We start from the raw sequence: 15382 nt of genomic DNA on the forward strand, positions 1-15382 counted from the left end.
GCGCGCTCCGAGCGGCTCTCCACGCCGGGGCCGGGCTCGGCCACCGCGGGCGACAGCGCCGGCCGGCGCCGCTGCGCCCGCTCCGCCCGCTCCGCCCCTTCCCGGCGTGCCTCCCGCCGCCGGGCCCGCTCGTCGGCCTCGGCCGTGACCCAGCGGTGCGAGGTGCCGCGCTGCTCCGGCACGACGAGCGGGGGCCGGTGCGACCCCGCCCGATGCCGCCCCGACCGCCTCGTGACGGATCGTGACTCCCCCACCGGCACACGCTCGCGCACCGCCATCGACTCTTCCCCCGACCGGTCGCCCCGACTGGACCGGCGGGAGCTTGGCGGACACGCGCCGCATCCGCCATCACACGGACGGGCAGGATTCGCGGTCCGCGCGAACGTCAGGCCCGCAACCAGGCGAGGACCGCCATCACCCGCCGGTGATCGTCACCTGACGGTGCGAGCCCCAGCTTGGTGAAGATCGACGAGATGTGCTTCTCGACCGCGCCCTGCGTGATCACCAGGTTCCGCCCGATCGCCGTGTTGGTCCGCCCCTCCGCCATCAGCCCGAGCACCTCGCGCTCACGCGGAGTGAGCGACTCGACCGGGTCGCGGCGATGCCGGTGGGTCAACAGCGCGGACACGACCTCCGGATCGAGCACGGTCCCGCCCGCGACGACCCGCCCCAGCGCGTCGGACAGCTCGGCGAGCCGGGAGACCCGGTCCTTGAGCAGGTAGCCCACTCCGCCGCCGGCGGCCAGCAGGTCCGCCGCGTAGGACTCCTCGACGTACTGGGACAGCACGAGGATCGCGGTGTCCGGCCACTCGCGGCGGATCTCCAGCGCCGCGCGCAGCCCCTCGTCGGTGAAGCTCGGCGGCATCCGCACGTCGACCACCGCCACCGCGGGCCGGTGCTCCTTCACCGCCGTGACCAGCGCGTCCCCGTCGCCGACCGCGGCGACCACCTCGGCACCCGCCTCGTCGAGCAGCCGCACGAGGCCCTCGCGCAGCAGCAGCGAGTCCTCCGCCAGCACGACCCTCACGCGTCCTCCAACCCGGCCAGCGGGATCCACGCCGTGACCACCGTCGGCCCGCCCACGGGGCTCACGACCTCCAGCCGCCCCTCCACGGCGGACAGTCTCTCGGACAACCCCGACAGTCCGTGTCCCTTGGCGGGATGGGCGCCTCCCACGCCGTCGTCGGTCACCCGGACGACGAGGTCGGCGCCGTGGGGCCGCACGTCGACGGTCGCGTGGGTCGCCCCGGAGTGCTTCGCCACGTTGGTGAGCGCCTCGGTGACCACGAAGTAGGCGGTGTTCTCCACGGCCGCCGCCGGCCGCTCCCCCGCCGGCAGCCCCACCTCGACGCTCACCGGCACGGTCGAGCGCGCCGCGGCGGCGGCCAGTGCGGCGGCGAGCCCCCGGTCGGCCAGGACCGGCGGGGCGATGCCCCGGGACAGGGCGCGCAGCTCGGCCAGCGCCTCCCGGGTCTGGGTGAGGGCCTCCGCGATCAGCGGCCGGGCGCGTTCGGGATCGTCGTCGAGCCGGCGGTCGGCCGCCTCGAGATCCATCGTCAACCGGACGAGCCGCTGCTGGGGGCCGTCGTGGATGTCCCGCTCGAGCCGGCGCAGGGTCGCCGCCTCGGCGGCGACGCCGGCCCGGCGGCCGGCCGCGAGCTGCTCGGTGCGGGCGCGCAGCGCGGCGGTCCGGTTGGTGAGCAGGCCGCGCGCGAGCCCGGCCCGCACGGCCACGAGCGCCCGGACCACCCACGGCGTCGTCGCCAGCAGGACCAGCCCGACCAGCGTCGTGAAGGCGACGTCGAGCGCCCGGGAGGCGACCCCGGTGAGCACGTCGACCAGCCCGGTCCGCTCGCCGCGCGGCAGCGCCCACTCCCACAGCACGTACACCGTGGCACCGACGCCGGTCACGGCCCAGGCCACCCCGACCACGAAGCAGGCCAACCGCACCGGGAACCCGACGACGGCGTGCAGCAGGTCCCGCCAGCACTGCGGGTCGGCGAGCCGGCCCAGCATGCCGATCACGCCGCGCCCCCGCCGGGGCCGGTAGTGGTGGGGCGGCAGCGGCCGGCCGGTCGCGCCCTCGGTGGCCCGCCGCTCGACGTCGGCCAGCCGCCGGGACAGCGCGAACGTGCCCGCCAGGACCGGCAGCCCCACCCACACCACGACCGTGCTGATCCCGGCCGCGAACCCGGCGACCGCCACGACGAAGGCCAGCACGGCCAGCGGCAGCCCCGTCACCAGGTAACCCAGCCCGCGCCGGACCGCCCCGACCGCCGGCCCGGGCGTGACGACGGCGGCCGGGACCCCCTCCTCGCTCATGCCCCCACCCAAGCCCACGCGCGCACCGGCCCCCATCCGGCACGCTCCCCGGACCACAGTAGGGCCAGCCCCACCTCCCGCCGAGCGTGTTCCGGGCCGTGGTGGGCCAGGGGGCGACTAGCGGGGTGCGGGCCGCGCGCCCCGGACGAGCCGGCCGGGCAGCGCCCCGGTCTCCTCGCCGTCGGTGTAGGTCTCCTGCCCGGCGACGACGGTGTGCCGGTACCCCTCGACCCGCTGCAGCAGCCGCCGCCCCCCGGCCGGCAGGTCCGCCCGCATCTCCGGGCGGCGCAGCCGCATGCCGGCGACGTCGATCACGTTGAGGTCCGCGCGGTACCCGGGCTCTAGCACGCCCCGGTCGTGCAGCCCGACCGCCCGGGCGGTGTCCCGCGCCTGCTGCTGCACCACGTAGGCCAGGTCGAGCTTCTCCCCCGCCCGGTCGCGGGTCCAGTGCTGCACCAGCGTGGTCGGGAAGCTCCCGTCGCAGATCGTGCCCACGTGCGCGCCGCCGTCGGACAGGCCGGGCAGCGTGTGCGGGTGGCGCAGCATCTCGAACACGTCGTCGAGGTCGCCGTGGGCGTAGTTCGCCCCGACCAGGTAGAGCATCCCGCCGCCGGCCACGACGTCGTAGGCCAGCTCGACCGGCTCGCGACCCTCCCGCGCGGCCCGGTTCGCGATCGACTCCGAGGTCGGCGGCTCGTAGTTCGGCGGGTCGGTGAGCTCGTACATGAGCTCGAACTTGTGGATCAGCATGCCGCCGAGCCGGCTGCGGTTCCGCTCGCCGGTCTGCGCGGCGAGGATCTCCGCCCGCAGCTCGGCCTCCTGCATCCGCGCGGCCTGCTCGCCCGGCGTGAGGTCGGCGAGCCGCTGCCACACCGGGTTGGTCATGAACGGGTTGAGCGTGTTCTCCAGGCCGAGGATCAGCCCGACGGGCCGGGCGGCGACCTGCGCGCGGATCTCCAGCCCGTCGGCCCACGCCTGCTCCGTCATCGCCAGGATCGCGCGGTGCCGCTCGGGCGCCTGCGGGAACTGCAGCAGCGAGAAGGACAGCGGACGGCCGGACGCGGCCACCATCTCGCGCAGCAGGGCGAACTCCTGCTCCGGCTCCGGGAAGTCGCTGACCAGCTGCAACACTCCGGTGCCGGTCTCGCCGACGGCCTTCGCGATCGCGACGAGCTCCGCGGCGCCCAGCCCGTACGAGGGGGTGAGCTCGCCGTCGATGCTCTTGTGGTTGAGCGTGCGGGAGGTGGAGAAGCCCAGGGCGCCGGCGCGGACGGCCTCGGCGGCGAGCTTGGCCATCAGCGCGACCTCGTCCGCCGTGGCCTCCTCGTGCGCGGCCGCCCGCTCGCCCATCGCGTGCACCCGCAGCGCGGCGTGCGGGACCTGGGTGGCGAGGTCGACGTCGTACGGGCGGGCCTCGAGCACGTCGAGGTACTCGGGGAAGGTCAGCCACGTCCACGGCAGGCCCTCGTGCAGGGCGATGCCCGGGATGTCCTCCACGCCCTCCATCAGGTCGATCAGGCGGTCCCGGTGCTCCGGCCGGGCCGGTGCGAAGCCGACCCCGCAGTTGCCCGCGACCACCGTGGTGACCCCGTGCCAGGACGACGGCTGCAGCCGGGACTCCCAGGTCGCCTGCCCGTCGTAGTGCGTGTGGATGTCGACGAACCCGGGCGCGACGACCGCGCCGTCCGCGTCGATCTCGCGGCGGCCGGTGCCGGAGAGCCGGCCCACCTCCGCGATCCGGTCGCCGACGATCCCGACGTCCGCCGTGCGGGCCGGACCCCCGTTCCCGTCGAGCACGGACCCACCCCGGACCACCAGGTCGAACTCGGTCATCCCCACCCCTCCGTCGCGGTCGGCCCCTCCTGGATAGCCCACGCCGCACCCGCAGCGGAAGTCATGCAGCTGCATCATCACCGACCGGAGCAACGGGCTGTGGACAACTCCCGGGCAACTCCCGGGGACCCGGGACCGGCGCCGGGAACTGTCGGGGGCGGCGGGCATGCTGCGGCCATGACCACCCCAGCGCTCCCCGAGCAGACCTTCACCCTCCGCCCCAGCGGCGCGTTCTCCCTGGTCGAGGCCGGTGCCTTCGGCCACGGCGCCGAGCCCGCCGGGGACTGGCCCGGCGGCGGCACCTTCGCGGACGGCGTGCTCCGGCTCGCCCTGTGCCGGGACGACCTGCGCGGCCAGGTCGGCGTCGCCCTCCGGCAGGACGTGTCCGGCGTGCACGGCACGGTGAGCGGGCTCGATCCCGGGGAGCCCGTGGACCCGGTGCGGGACCAGGTCGCCCGGATGCTGTCGCTGGACGGGGACGGCGCTGCGTTCGCCGAGGTCGGCGAACGGGACCCGCTGATCGGGCGGATCCGGGCGGCCGCGCCCGGCCTGCGGCCGGTGCTGTTCGCCTCGCCCTACGAGGCGGCGCTCTGGTGCGTGATCACGCAGCGCTGGGGGCGCAGGCAGGCGCTGGCGGCGCGCGAGCGGCTGTCCCGGGAGTTCGGCCGGGTGGTCGAGGTGGCGGGCGTCGCGCTCGCGGCGGTGCCGACCCCCGAGCAGCTGCTGGCGGCGGACCGGCTGCCGGGCCTGCCCGAGCTGAAGCAGGAGCGGCTGCGCGCGGTGGCGCGCGCGGCCGTCGAGGGCCTGCTGGACCCGGTGGCGATCCGGGAGGGTGACCCGGCGGAGGTGCGGGCCCGGCTGCGCACGATCAGCGGGATCGGCGAGTTCGCGGCCGGCCTGATCCACCTGCGCGCCTCGGGCGTGCAGGACGCCCTGGTCGACGCGGAGCCGCGGCTGGCCGCCCTGGTCGGCGCGGGCTACGGGCTCGGCGGCCCCGCCACCGCGGCCGACCTGGCGAGGATCGCCGAGCCGTGGCGCCCGTTCCGCACGTGGACCGCGGTGCTGATCCGGGCCGCGGGCCGGCGGCTGCCCGAGCTGGCGGCGGTCCCCGAACCGGCCCTCCCGGCCCGGGTTCCGCGGTCCCGGCGGCCGCGGCCCGAGCCGTTGGCGTTGATCGGGTGAGGGCGGCGGGCGCCCCTGCGGGCCGGGGCGTCCGCCGGGCCCTGGCAACCGGCACGCAGGGGGCCTCGGTGGTTCCGGGTCACTCCCGGTGGCGGGTGCTCCACGGAGCGTCGCTACCCTCTCCGGATGCGCGTCCGTTCCGTCCGGTTCCCGCTGCGCCCGCTCCCCCGCCCGCTCCCCCGCCCGCTCCCTCGCTCGTTCCCCCGCTCGCTCGCCGCGTGCGCACTCGCCGGTGCCCTCGCGGTGCTCAGCGGCTGCGGCGGCGGCGCGGAGCCGGCGGGGGCGTCGCCGTCGCCGGCACCGGCCGCGGCTCCGTCCTCTGCCGTGGCGGCACCCTCGGCCGGGATCGCGCCGGGCGAGCCGAACCCGGCCGGGGCGGGCGGGGCGCTGCCGCACGCCTGCGACCTCGTCCCGCAGGCGGAGATCGCGCGGGCGAGCGGGCTGGCGTTCGCGGACCCGACGGCCACGGCGGGCACCACCCGGAGCGTCTGTGCCTACTCCGCCTCCACGGCCGCACCGGGGCTGACCGTGGGTGTGGAGGCGGGCACGCGGTTCGACGCGAAGGCGGCCGCCTCCCGCAGCTCCGTGGGCGTGCCGGGGGTGGCGGTGCCGGGCCTCGGCGACCAGGCGCTGTTCTTCTACAGCGACCGGGACTTCCCCGAGGGCCTCGGCGGGCTGCTGGTGCGCCACGGCGCGGCGACGATCGACGTCTCGCTGCAGGGCTCCGGCACCGAGCAGCAGACCCGGGACGCCGCGACGGCGATCGCCCGGGTGGCGCTCGGCCACCTCTGAGGAGGCCGGCGGCGGCTCCGGACGGCCGGCGGCCTACACCCGCTTGTCGTCGAGGAAGTCGAGCACGGTGCGGGTGAAGACGTCGTTGTCGTCGCCCGCGACCATGTGGCCGGTGGCGGAGACGTCGACGTGGACCGAGCCCGGGATGAGCTGCAGCAGCTCCTGCACCCCGTCCTCGCTCACGATGTCCGACTGCGCACCGCGGACCAGCAGCGTCGGCACGGCGACGCGGGCGGCGGCCGCCGCGGCGCGCTCGTGCGTGGTCGAGCGGCGGGGCTCGTCGCCGACCCGGAGGAAGGCGGGATCCCAGTGCCAGTACCAGCGCCCGTCCTCCCGGAGCCGGACGTTCTTGCGCAGGCCCTCCGGGTTCGGCGGGCGCCTGCGGTGCGGGTTGTAGGCGCGCACGGCCTCGGCGACCTCCTCCAGCGAGGCGAAGCCGTCCGGGTTCGCGCCCATGAACGCCATGATCCGCGCGACGCCGTCGGGCTCGACCCGGGGCACGATGTCGACGAGCACGAGGGCGCGGGCGAGCCCGCCGTGCTCGCCCTCGGCGACCAGCGCGGTCATCCCGCCCATGGACGCCCCGACCAGGAGCGCGGGCTCCCCGATCTGCTCGACCACGGCGAGCAGGTCGGCGTTCAACGCGTCCGTGCCGTAGTCGCCGTCGGGCGCCCAGTCGCTGTCGCCGTGCCCGCGGGCGTCGAGGGCCACCGCGTCCCAGCCCGCCGCGGCCAGTGCCGCGGCGGTGCGGAACCACGAGTGCCGCGTCTGGCCGCCGCCGTGCAGCAGCAGCGCCGGTCCCCGCCGCTCGGCCGCCGGGGCCCAGCGGTCGCCGACCAGCTTGCCGGCGGCGCCGTCGAACACGACCCGCTCCCCGGCCGCGACCCGCCCCGCGGACCCCGGATCGTTCGCCTCGGACATGCCTCGCACCCTAGGCGGTGCGCAGCGCCCCCACCGCGGGCCGTGTCCGACCCGACACGGTGGCCGTCCGCGACGCCGATCACCTGGCCGGCGACCCCTCGGAGGGCCAGGGTGGGGGGATGAGCGACAGCACTGCGCCCGGCGAGGTCTGGCGCGAGGTCGACCGCTACTTGGAGGGCGCCCTCCTGCCCGAGGACCCCGTGCTCGCCGCGGCGCTCGCGCGCAACGCCGAGGCCGGCCTGCCGCCGATCGACGTCTCCCCCGCCCAGGGCCGCTTCCTGCACCTGCTCGCCCGGCTCGCCGGCGCCCGCCGCATCCTCGAGATCGGCACGCTCGGCGGCTACTCCACGATCGAGCTCGCCCGCGCCCTCCCCGCCGACGGCAGGCTCGTGACCTGCGAGTACTCGCCGGAGCACGCCGCCGTCGCGCGGGCGAACCTCGAGCACGCCGGCCTCGCCGACCAGGTCGACATCCGGGTCGGGCCGGCCCTCGACACCCTGCCCACCCTCGAGGGCCCCTTCGACCTCGTGTTCGTCGACGCCGACAAGCAGAACAACGCCGCCTACCTCGACCACGCGATCCGGCTCGGCCGACCCGGCACCGTGATCGTCGTCGACAACGTGGTCCGCGGCGGGCGGATCCTGGCGGGAGGAGACCCGCAGGTCGACGGCACGCGCCGGATGTTCGCCGCGCTGGAGCGGGAGGACCGGGTGCAGGCGACGGCACTGCAGACGGTGGGCGCCAAGGGGTACGACGGGTTCGTCCTCGCCCGGGTGCGCTGAGCTACCGTCCGGTAGCGAGCGAGTGAGAGGAGCAGTCGTGGACGCCGACGACCTGAGGCACGTCCTGGACTCGGTGCGGGACTTCATCCGCACGGAGGTCGTCCCGCTCGAGGAGCAGATCGACGAGCAGGACGTGATCCCCGAGCGGATCGTCACGCAGTGCAAGGAGATGGGCCTCTACGGCTTCACCATCCCGGAGGAGTACGGCGGGCTGGGGCTCTCCGCGTACGAGGAGGTGCAGCTGGCCATGGAGCTGGGCTGGACCACCCCCGCGCTGCGGTCGCTGTTCGGCACGAACAACGGCATCGCCGGGCACGTGCTGCTGGAGGGCGCCACCGAGGAGCAGAAGAAGGCCTGGCTGCCCCGGCTGGCGTCGGGCGAGGTCACGGCGTCGTTCGGGCTGACCGAGGCCGACGCCGGCTCCGACCCGTCGGCACTGGCCACCACGGCCAGGCGGGACGGCGACGGCTGGGTGATCAACGGCTCGAAGCGGTACATCACCAACTCCCCCGTCGCCGACGTGATCATGGTGTTCGCCCGGACCAACCCCGAGGCCCAGGGCAACCGCGGGATCTCCACCTTCCTGGTGCCGAAGGGCACGCCGGGGCTCTCGATCGGGCCCAAGGACAAGAAGATGGGGCAGTCCGGCGCCTGGACCGCCGACGTCCACCTGGACGACGTCCGCGTCCCGGCCGATGCCGTGGTCGGCGGCGAGCAGGGTGTCGACCAGGGCTTCCGGATCGCCGCGAAGTGCCTGGCGCACGGCCGGCTGCACATCGCCGCGGTGTGCGCGGGCATGGCCGCCCGGCTGGTCCACGAGACCACCGAGTTCGCGAAGACCCGGGAGCAGGGCGGCGCGCCGATCGCCCGCTTCCAGCTGATCCAGGGCCTCGTCGCCGACTCGGTCACCGACTACCACGCCGGCCGCGCCCTGGTGCTGGAGACCGCGCGGGCGTTCGACGCCGGCACGGACAGGATCGCCGGTCCCGCCGCCGCGAAGTACTTCTGCTCGGAGATGGTGGGCCGGGTGGCCGACCGGGCGGTGCAGGTGCACGGCGGCGCCGGGTACATGCGCGGCGTGGCGGTCGAGCGGTTCTACCGCGACGTCCGGCTCTTCCGGATCTACGAGGGCACCAGCCAGATCCAGCAGGTCATCATCGCGCGCGACGCGCTGGGTGCGGCGGCCCGTGGCTGACGTGACCTTCCGGGTCGCGGGCCGGGAGGACTGGCCCGCGATCTGGCCGATCTGGCACCGCGTCGTCGCCGCCGGCGACACGTACACCTGGGACCCGGGGACCCCCGAGGAGGAGGCCCATGCCCTGTGGATGCCCCCGCCGCCCGCGGTCACGCTCGTCGCCGAACGGGACGGGCTGGTCGTGGGCACGGCCCTGCTCAAGCCCGTGCAGCCCGGTCTCGGCGATCACGTCGCCAACGCCGGGTTCATGGTCGACCCGGACCGGGCGGGTGGCGGCATCGGCCGCGCGCTCGCCGAGCACACGCTCGACGAGGCGCGCCGCCGCGGCTACCGGGCCATGCAGTTCTCGGCGGTCGTCGCGTCGAACGTCCGGGCCGTCGGGCTGTGGGAGTCCCTCGGCTTCGCGATCGTCGGCACCGTTCCCGAGGCCTTCCGACACCCGACGGACGGGCTGGTCGGGCTGCACATCATGCACCGCACGCTCTGAACCGGGGTGAGAACGCCGACGGCGCCGGATCCGGAGGGGTCCGGCGCCGTCCGTGCGGATCAGGTGCGGATCAGGTGCGACTCAGGTGGATCAGGGACTCAGTGGTCCGCGGGCCGGATGTGGTACTCGAACACCAGCCCGCCCACGGCGATCAGCAGCATCACGCCGGCGATCACGATCAGCCACCAGAAGAAGAACGCCAGGCCGACACCGACCAGCGCGGCGCAGGCGGCCACGGCGATGGGCCAGTAGCTGCCCGGCGAGAAGAAGCCGACCTCGCCGGCACCGTCGGAGACCTCGGCCTCCGGGTTGTCCTCGGGCCGCTCCTCGAGCCGCCGGGACACGAACCGGAAGTACGTGCCGATGATCAGCGACAGGCCGCCCGTGAGGAACAGCGCGGCGATGCCGACGGCCTCGTGCGTCAGGATCGTGTAGACGATCGCCGCGATGAAGAAGAACGCGGTGGTGATCTCGAAGATCCGGGACTCGACCTTCATCGCTGGTCCTCCCTCACTTCCCGGCCGCGACGGGCTGGGCCTCGGCCTGGGCGATCTGCCCGCGGTCGGTGAACGGACGGGTCGTGATCGCCTCCGGGGCGCACCACTGGCCACAGTTCAGCGAGGCCAGCGCCTCCTGCGCGGAGTACGGCACGCCGGTGGCCGGGTTGTTCTGCTTGCGCAGCGCGAGGTACCGGTCGTACAGGTCCGGGCTGAGCGCGCGGACCTCGAAGTTCATCGAGGCGTGGTAGGTACCGCACAGCTCGGCGCAGCGGCCGACGAACGCGCCCTGCTGGTCGATCCGGTCGATCACGAAGGTGTTGTCCGTGTCGTTCTTCTCCGGGATCGGGAAGACGTCCCGCTTGAAGAGGAACTCCGGCACGAAGAAGCTGTGGATCACGTCGTTCGACGCGATGGTGAACTCGATCGAGCGGTCCGTCGGCAGGACCAGGATCGGGATGGTGTTCGAGGTCCCGATGGTCTCCACGGGCTGGCCGTTCGCCGCGATCTGGCCCGGGTAGCGGAAGGCCCAGTTCCACTGGAAGGCGGTCACGTCGACCCGTACGTCCGTCGGCTTGTCCTTGTCGACGTACTGCTGCACGGCGACGGTGAAGCCGAAGAGCACCGCCACGATGATCGTCGGGATCACCGTGAAGACGATCTCGACCGGCAGGTTGTACTGGGTCTGGCGCGGGACCGACTCGTCGTCGCCCTTCTTCTTGCGGTGGAAGGCCACCGCCCAGAACATGGCGCCCCAGGTGATCACGCCCACGATGAGCGCCGCGATGGCCGACCAGGTCCACAGGTGGCGCATCTGCTCCGACTCGGGCGTGACGCCCACCGGCCACCCGAAGCGGATGACGTCCTGGACCGAGCACCCGGCCAGGAGCGGAATCGTCAGCAGCCCGAGACCGCCGAGCTTCGCCGCCCGGACGTACCCGGTGCGGCCACGCACGGTCGTGCCGCCGCGCTCCGATCGGCTCACTGCCCGCCGCCTTCCCCTCGTCCGCGTGGTGCTCCCACCACACCGTTCCTCGTTCCGACCAGCGCAAACCCCGCGGGGCCCGACCGGTCGGGCCGTGGGCCCGCGCACCGGGGGCGGGGCGGACCTTCGACCACGCGTAGAGACTAGCCGAGCAGATCGGCCCCACGCGCCCCCGGGGGTTCGCGCGGGCGTGCGTGACCCGTCCGGGGGTCCCCGGTCCGGGACCGCCATACTTGCTCACCGTGTGCGGACTGCTGGGACTGCTGACCGCCGGGGCTGACGCGGCCGACCGGACCGAGGCCATCGCCGGCGCCCTGAGGTGCGCTCGGCACCGCGGGCCGGACGAGAGCGGCACCTGGAACGACGACGACGTGGTGCTGGGCTTCAACCGGCTGTCCATCATCGACGTGGCGGGCTCCCACCAGCCGCTGCACTGGGACCCGTCGGGCGCGCACATGCCGTCCGGGGAGGACCCGGGGGGCGGAGCCCCCCGAGGGTGGCGGTACACGATCGTCTTCAACGGCGAGATCTACAACTACCTGGAGCTGCGCGAGGAGCTCGCCGGGCTGGGCGCGGAGTTCGCGACCGAGGGCGACACCGAGGCGATCGTCGCGGCCTACCACCAGTGGGGCCCCGAGGCCGTCACGCGGCTGCGCGGCATGTTCGCCTTCGCGATCTGGGACGCCGAGGAGCGGCAGCTGTTCGTCGCGCGGGACCCGTTCGGCATCAAGCCGCTGTTCCTCGCGTCCGGGCCGACCGGCGTCGCCTTCGCCAGCGAGAAGAAGAGCCTCCTGGAGCTGGCCCCGGAGCTGGGCATCGCCGGGTCGGACGAGCTGGACCCGGCCGCGCTGCAGCACTACCTGATCCTGCAGTACGTCCCGGAGCCCGAGACGCTGCACCGCGCGATCGGGCGCGTGGAGTCCGGGACCTACGTGACGGTGAGGGCCGGGCAGCAGCCCGTGCACCACCGCTACTTCCACCCGCAGTTCGTGTCGCTGCCCTCCCACGCCCCGGCCAGCGCCGAGGCCGAGGCGATCGTGCACGGCGAGATCACCGAGGTGCTGCGGGACTCGGTGGCCAAGCACATGCGCGCCGACGTCACGGTGGGCGCGTTCCTCTCGGGGGGCATCGACTCCACGGCCATCGCGGCGCTGGCCAAGGAGCACAACCCGGACCTGATCACCTTCACCACGGGCTTCGAGCGCGAGGGCTACTCGGAGGTCGACGTCGCCGCCGAGTCCGCGGCCGCGATCGGCGTCCGGCACGTCGTGCGGACCGTGAAGCCGGACGAGATGATGGAGGCGCTGCCCCTCATCGTCTGGTACCTCGACGACCCGGTGGCCGACCCGGCGCTCGTCCCGCTGTGGTTCATCGCCCGCGAGGCCCGCCAGCACGTCAAGGTGGTGCTGTCCGGCGAGGGCGCCGACGAGCTCTTCGGCGGCTACACGATCTACCGCGAGCCGCTGTCGCTCGCGCCGTTCGAGAAGGTGCCGGGCACGCTGCGGCCGCTGCTCGGCCGGGCGTCGCGCCGGCTGCCGGAGGGCATGCGGGGCAAGGACCTGCTGCGCCGGGGCTCGCTGCGGCTCGAGGAGCGCTACTACGGCAACGCCCGGATCTTCCGGGACGACCAGCTGCACGAGATCCTGCGCCAGTACGACCCGCGCGTCTCGCACACCGACGTCACCGCCGCGCACTACGCCGCGTCCGAGAAGTGGGACCCGGTCGCGCGGATGCAGCACGTCGACCTCTTCACCTGGCTGCGCGGCGACATCCTGGTCAAGGCCGACAAGATGACCATGGCCAACTCGCTGGAGCTGCGGGTGCCGTTCCTCGACCCGGAGGTCTTCCGGATCGCCTCGGCCCTGCCGCTGGCGCAGAAGATCACCGGCGGCGCGAGCGGCACCACCAAGTACGCGCTGCGCGGGGCGCTGGCCCAGATCGTGCCGTCGCACGTGCTGAACCGGCGCAAGCTGGGCTTCCCCGTGCCGATCCGGCACTGGCTGCGCGACGAGATGTACACCTGGGCCCGCGACATCATCCGCGACTCCGGGGCCGGCCACCTGGTCGACCTGCCCGCGGTCGAGACGATGCTCGACGCCCACCGCGAGGGCCCCGTCGACCACAGCCGCCGGATCTGGACGCTGCTGGTGTTCCTGATCTGGTACGGGATCTTCGTGGAGCGCCGGATCACCCCGGAGATCCCGGAACCCACCTACCCCGTCACCCTGTAGCCCGCGAGTCGGCACCTCCCGGCGACCGAGACACGCGTCCCGGACGAGCGGGAGGTGTCGTCCGGTGGCGGGGAGGTGCCGACCCGCGGACGTTCCGCGTCGTCAGGCGGGGAGGGCGCGGGCGATCTCCGCGGCGGCGTCGGGGCCGTAGGCCTGCTGCAGGCGGCCGAGGGCGCTCCCCCGGTCCCAGCGCCACTCCTGCGGCCCGTCCGTCTCCAGCACCAGCACCGCGACCAGCGAGCCGAGCTGAGCGGCGCGCTCCAGCGACAGGCCCTGCGCGGTGCCGGCGAGGAAGCCCGCGCGGAAGGCGTCGCCGACGCCCGTCGGGTCGACCTTCGCGGTCTCCGGCACCACCCCGACCTCGAGCGCGACCCCGTCCCGCCCCACGATCTGCACGCCCTTCTCGCCGAGGGTCGTGATCCGGGTGCCGACCCGCTCCCCGACCTGCTCGGGCGTCCAGCCGGTCTTCCTGAGCAGCAGCTCCCACTCGTAGTCGTTCGTCAGCAGGTACTGCGCGCCCTCGACGAGCCTCCGGATCTGCGGGCCGTCCATCCGGGCGAGCTGCTGCGAGGGGTCCGCGGCGAAGGCGTAGCCGCGCTGCCGGCACTCCTCGGTGTGCCGCAGCATCGCCTCGGGGTCGTTGGCGCCGACCAGCACCAGGTCCACCCCGCCGACCCGCTCCGCGACGGGCTGCAGCTCGATCAGCCGGGCCCGGGCCATGGCCCCGGCGTAGAAGGAGGCGATCTGGCGCATGTCGTCGTCCGTGGTGCAGACGAACCGGGCGGTGTGGACGTCGTCGAACACGTGCACGCCACTGGTGTCCACGCCGTGCCGCTCCAGCCAGGAGCGGTAGTCGGCGAAGTCCGCGCCCACCGCCCCGACCAGCACCGGCGACTGCCCGAGCACGCCGAGCGCGTAGGCGATGTTGCCGGCGACGCCGCCCCGCTTGATGGTCAGCTCGTCGACCAGGAACGACAGCGACACCCGGTCGAGCTGCTCGGCGACGAGCTGGTCCGCGAACCTCCCCGGGAAGTGCATGAGGTGGTCCGTGGCGAGGGATCCGGTGACGACGATGCGCACGTCGGGTCACCTTACGTCAGACACGACCAAACCCCGGGTGGAGGAGGTGCTCTCCGCCGCCCGGGGGTCCGTGACGCCGGGACTCAGTTGAACGAGTCGCCGCAGGCGCAGGAGCCGCCCGCGTTCGGGTTGTCGATGGTGAAGCCCTGCTTCTCGATCGTGTCGACGAAGTCGATGACCGCACCCTGCAGGTACGGCGCGCTCATCCGGTCCACGCCGACCTTGAGCCCGTGGAACTCGCGGAACAGGTCGCCGTCGAGCGAACGGTCGTCGAAGAAGAGCTGGTAGCGCAGACCGGCGCAGCCACCGGGCTGCACGGCGATACGCAGGTGCATGTCGTCGCGGCCCTCCTGCTCGAGCAGGGAGCGCGCCTTGAGGGCGGCGTTGTCGGTCAGCTCGACGCCGTGGGTCTCCTCGACGGTGCCGGCCTCGACGGTGTTCTCGACGGTCATGAACTCTCCCAACAGCGCACGTGGCGGAACTGTTCCCGGCGTTCCCGGGAGTCGTGCCACGACCCATAGTAGGCCCTGCCGACGGCACCCTCCGGGGCCTGCGGGAATCCGGGGCCCACCGGGCGGGTGATCCGGCTCACCGGTCCCCGCGGGACCCGCCCCACCTGCGCGCGACGTGCTCGGCGAGGGCCGACAGCGTGCCGGCCGGGTCGGCCAGGGAGGCCTCGATCCCGCCGGCGTGCTCGGACACCGAGTAGGCGGCGTCGACCCCCGCCGCGGCCGCCTCCCGCCGCCCGACGCTCACCTGCCCGGCCAGGACCACGCACGGCACGCCCCGCTCGGCCGCCGCGCCGGCCACCGCGGTGACCAGCTTCCCGCGCAGGGACTGCCAGTCGAAACTCCCCTCGCCCGTGACGGCGAGCCCGCCCTCGGCGGCGACGGCGTCGAGCGCCTCGTCCAGCCCCAGCAGCCGGCGGACCAGGCCCGCCCCGGACTCCCGGCGCGCCCCGAGCGCCAGCAACGCCGCGCCGAGCCCACCCGCGGCGCCGGCCGCCGGCTCGTCGCGCACGTCCCGGCCCGTCGCCTCGGCGAGCACGCCCGCCCACACGGCCAGCGCGGCGTCG

16 protein-coding genes are annotated in these 15382 nt (G+C 74.5%); 6 read left to right on the top strand and 10 right to left on the bottom strand.

Annotated elements, in window-relative coordinates; all coding sequences use genetic code 11:
• The 4 genes from ACFQH9_RS28750 to ACFQH9_RS28765 form a co-directional block, all read right to left on the bottom strand.
• The coding region (locus ACFQH9_RS28750) for a hypothetical protein (protein ID WP_379570990.1) at positions 1-182 on the bottom strand (182 nt) is incomplete at its 3' end.
• 203 nt (positions 183-385) lie between these two features.
• Positions 386-1027 carry a response regulator gene (locus ACFQH9_RS28755; protein WP_379570992.1) on the bottom strand — a complete coding sequence of 214 codons (642 nt, stop codon included), beginning with the start codon at positions 1025-1027 and terminating at the stop codon, positions 386-388.
• The gene (locus ACFQH9_RS28760; protein ID WP_379570994.1) at positions 1024-2322 is read right to left on the bottom strand and encodes a sensor histidine kinase; all 1299 of its coding nucleotides are present in this window, start codon (positions 2320-2322) and stop codon (positions 1024-1026) included. The genes ACFQH9_RS28755 and ACFQH9_RS28760 overlap by 4 nt, the downstream gene beginning before the upstream one ends.
• Before the next feature lie 117 nt (positions 2323-2439).
• The gene (locus tag ACFQH9_RS28765; protein WP_379570996.1) at positions 2440-4155 is read right to left on the bottom strand and encodes an N-acyl-D-amino-acid deacylase family protein; all 1716 of its coding nucleotides are present in this window, start codon (positions 4153-4155) and stop codon (positions 2440-2442) included.
• Between the two features lie 177 nt (positions 4156-4332).
• Between ACFQH9_RS28765 and ACFQH9_RS28770 the strand changes: the two genes are divergently transcribed.
• Entirely contained in the window at positions 4333-5337 is a 1005-nt protein-coding gene (locus ACFQH9_RS28770; protein WP_379570998.1) for a DNA-3-methyladenine glycosylase 2, read from the top strand.
• A 126-nt stretch (positions 5338-5463) separates the two neighbouring features.
• Positions 5464-6129 (top strand): DUF3558 family protein, encoded by a 666-nt coding sequence (locus ACFQH9_RS28775; RefSeq protein ID WP_379571000.1) that lies wholly within the window; start codon positions 5464-5466, stop codon positions 6127-6129.
• Positions 6130-6162: 33 nt separating this feature from the next.
• Here the strand turns inward: ACFQH9_RS28775 and ACFQH9_RS28780 are convergent, their stop codons facing one another.
• On the bottom strand, positions 6163-7050 hold the full coding sequence (locus ACFQH9_RS28780; protein WP_379571002.1) for an alpha/beta fold hydrolase: 888 nt from the start codon (positions 7048-7050) through the stop codon (positions 6163-6165).
• Positions 7051-7169: 119 nt separating this feature from the next.
• Here ACFQH9_RS28780 and ACFQH9_RS28785 point away from each other — a divergent pair, with 119 nt between their 5' ends.
• Genes ACFQH9_RS28785 through ACFQH9_RS28795 form a run of 3 tightly spaced genes read left to right on the top strand, consistent with a single transcriptional unit; the run spans position 7170 to position 9514 of the window.
• Positions 7170-7832 (top strand): O-methyltransferase, encoded by a 663-nt coding sequence (locus ACFQH9_RS28785; protein WP_379571004.1) that lies wholly within the window; start codon positions 7170-7172, stop codon positions 7830-7832.
• A gap of 37 nt (positions 7833-7869) precedes the next feature.
• Positions 7870-9027 (top strand): acyl-CoA dehydrogenase family protein, encoded by a 1158-nt coding sequence (locus ACFQH9_RS28790; protein WP_379571006.1) that lies wholly within the window; start codon positions 7870-7872, stop codon positions 9025-9027.
• Positions 9020-9514, top strand: coding sequence for a GNAT family N-acetyltransferase (locus ACFQH9_RS28795; RefSeq protein ID WP_379571008.1), 495 nt, complete (start codon positions 9020-9022; stop codon positions 9512-9514). Before ACFQH9_RS28790 ends, ACFQH9_RS28795 begins: the two co-directional genes overlap by 8 nt.
• Positions 9515-9612: 98 nt before the next feature.
• Here ACFQH9_RS28795 and ACFQH9_RS28800 read toward each other — a convergent pair whose 3' ends face one another.
• Both ACFQH9_RS28800 and ctaC read right to left on the bottom strand, forming a co-directional pair.
• Positions 9613-10011 (bottom strand): cytochrome c oxidase subunit 4, encoded by a 399-nt coding sequence (locus tag ACFQH9_RS28800; protein ID WP_379571010.1) that lies wholly within the window; start codon positions 10009-10011, stop codon positions 9613-9615.
• A gap of 13 nt (positions 10012-10024) precedes the next feature.
• Positions 10025-10996, bottom strand: coding sequence for an aa3-type cytochrome oxidase subunit II (gene ctaC / locus ACFQH9_RS28805; RefSeq protein ID WP_379571012.1), 972 nt, complete (start codon positions 10994-10996; stop codon positions 10025-10027).
• Positions 10997-11238: 242 nt separating this feature from the next.
• Here ctaC and asnB point away from each other — a divergent pair, with 242 nt between their 5' ends.
• A complete protein-coding gene (asnB, locus tag ACFQH9_RS28810; protein ID WP_379571014.1) occupies positions 11239-13227 on the top strand; it encodes an asparagine synthase (glutamine-hydrolyzing) in 1989 nt (662 codons plus the stop codon).
• A gap of 102 nt (positions 13228-13329) precedes the next feature.
• Here asnB and ACFQH9_RS28815 read toward each other — a convergent pair whose 3' ends face one another.
• The 3 genes from ACFQH9_RS28815 to ACFQH9_RS28825 all read right to left on the bottom strand — a co-directional run.
• Positions 13330-14265 (bottom strand): carbohydrate kinase family protein, encoded by a 936-nt coding sequence (locus ACFQH9_RS28815; protein ID WP_379571018.1) that lies wholly within the window; start codon positions 14263-14265, stop codon positions 13330-13332.
• 125 nt (positions 14266-14390) lie between these two features.
• Complete coding sequence (locus ACFQH9_RS28820; RefSeq protein WP_345379417.1) at positions 14391-14759, bottom strand: HesB/IscA family protein; 369 nt, start codon at positions 14757-14759, stop codon at positions 14391-14393.
• Positions 14760-14895: 136 nt separating this feature from the next.
• On the bottom strand, positions 14896-15382 hold a 487-nt coding region (locus ACFQH9_RS28825), incomplete at its 5' end, for a glycerate kinase (RefSeq protein ID WP_379571016.1).

This window comes from Pseudonocardia lutea, from assembly GCF_042658055.1.
Classification (GTDB): domain Bacteria; phylum Actinomycetota; class Actinomycetes; order Mycobacteriales; family Pseudonocardiaceae; genus Pseudonocardia; species Pseudonocardia lutea.

Excerpts from the sequence above, each read along its gene's own strand:
- ACFQH9_RS28760 (WP_379570994.1), bottom strand. The coding sequence starts at position 2,322 with ATGAGCGAGGAGGGGGTCCCGGCCGCCGTCGTCACGCCCGGGCCGGCG.
- ACFQH9_RS28765 (WP_379570996.1), bottom strand. The coding sequence starts at position 4,155 with ATGACCGAGTTCGACCTGGTGGTCCGGGGTGGGTCCGTGCTCGACGGG.
- ACFQH9_RS28770 (WP_379570998.1), top strand. The coding sequence starts at position 4,333 with ATGACCACCCCAGCGCTCCCCGAGCAGACCTTCACCCTCCGCCCCAGC.
- ACFQH9_RS28775 (WP_379571000.1), top strand. The coding sequence starts at position 5,464 with ATGCGCGTCCGTTCCGTCCGGTTCCCGCTGCGCCCGCTCCCCCGCCCG.
- ACFQH9_RS28780 (WP_379571002.1), bottom strand. The coding sequence starts at position 7,050 with ATGTCCGAGGCGAACGATCCGGGGTCCGCGGGGCGGGTCGCGGCCGGG.
- ACFQH9_RS28785 (WP_379571004.1), top strand. The coding sequence starts at position 7,170 with ATGAGCGACAGCACTGCGCCCGGCGAGGTCTGGCGCGAGGTCGACCGC.
- ACFQH9_RS28800 (WP_379571010.1), bottom strand. The coding sequence starts at position 10,011 with ATGAAGGTCGAGTCCCGGATCTTCGAGATCACCACCGCGTTCTTCTTC.
- ACFQH9_RS28815 (WP_379571018.1), bottom strand. The coding sequence starts at position 14,265 with ATGCACTTCCCGGGGAGGTTCGCGGACCAGCTCGTCGCCGAGCAGCTC.
- ACFQH9_RS28820 (WP_345379417.1), bottom strand. The coding sequence starts at position 14,759 with ATGACCGTCGAGAACACCGTCGAGGCCGGCACCGTCGAGGAGACCCAC.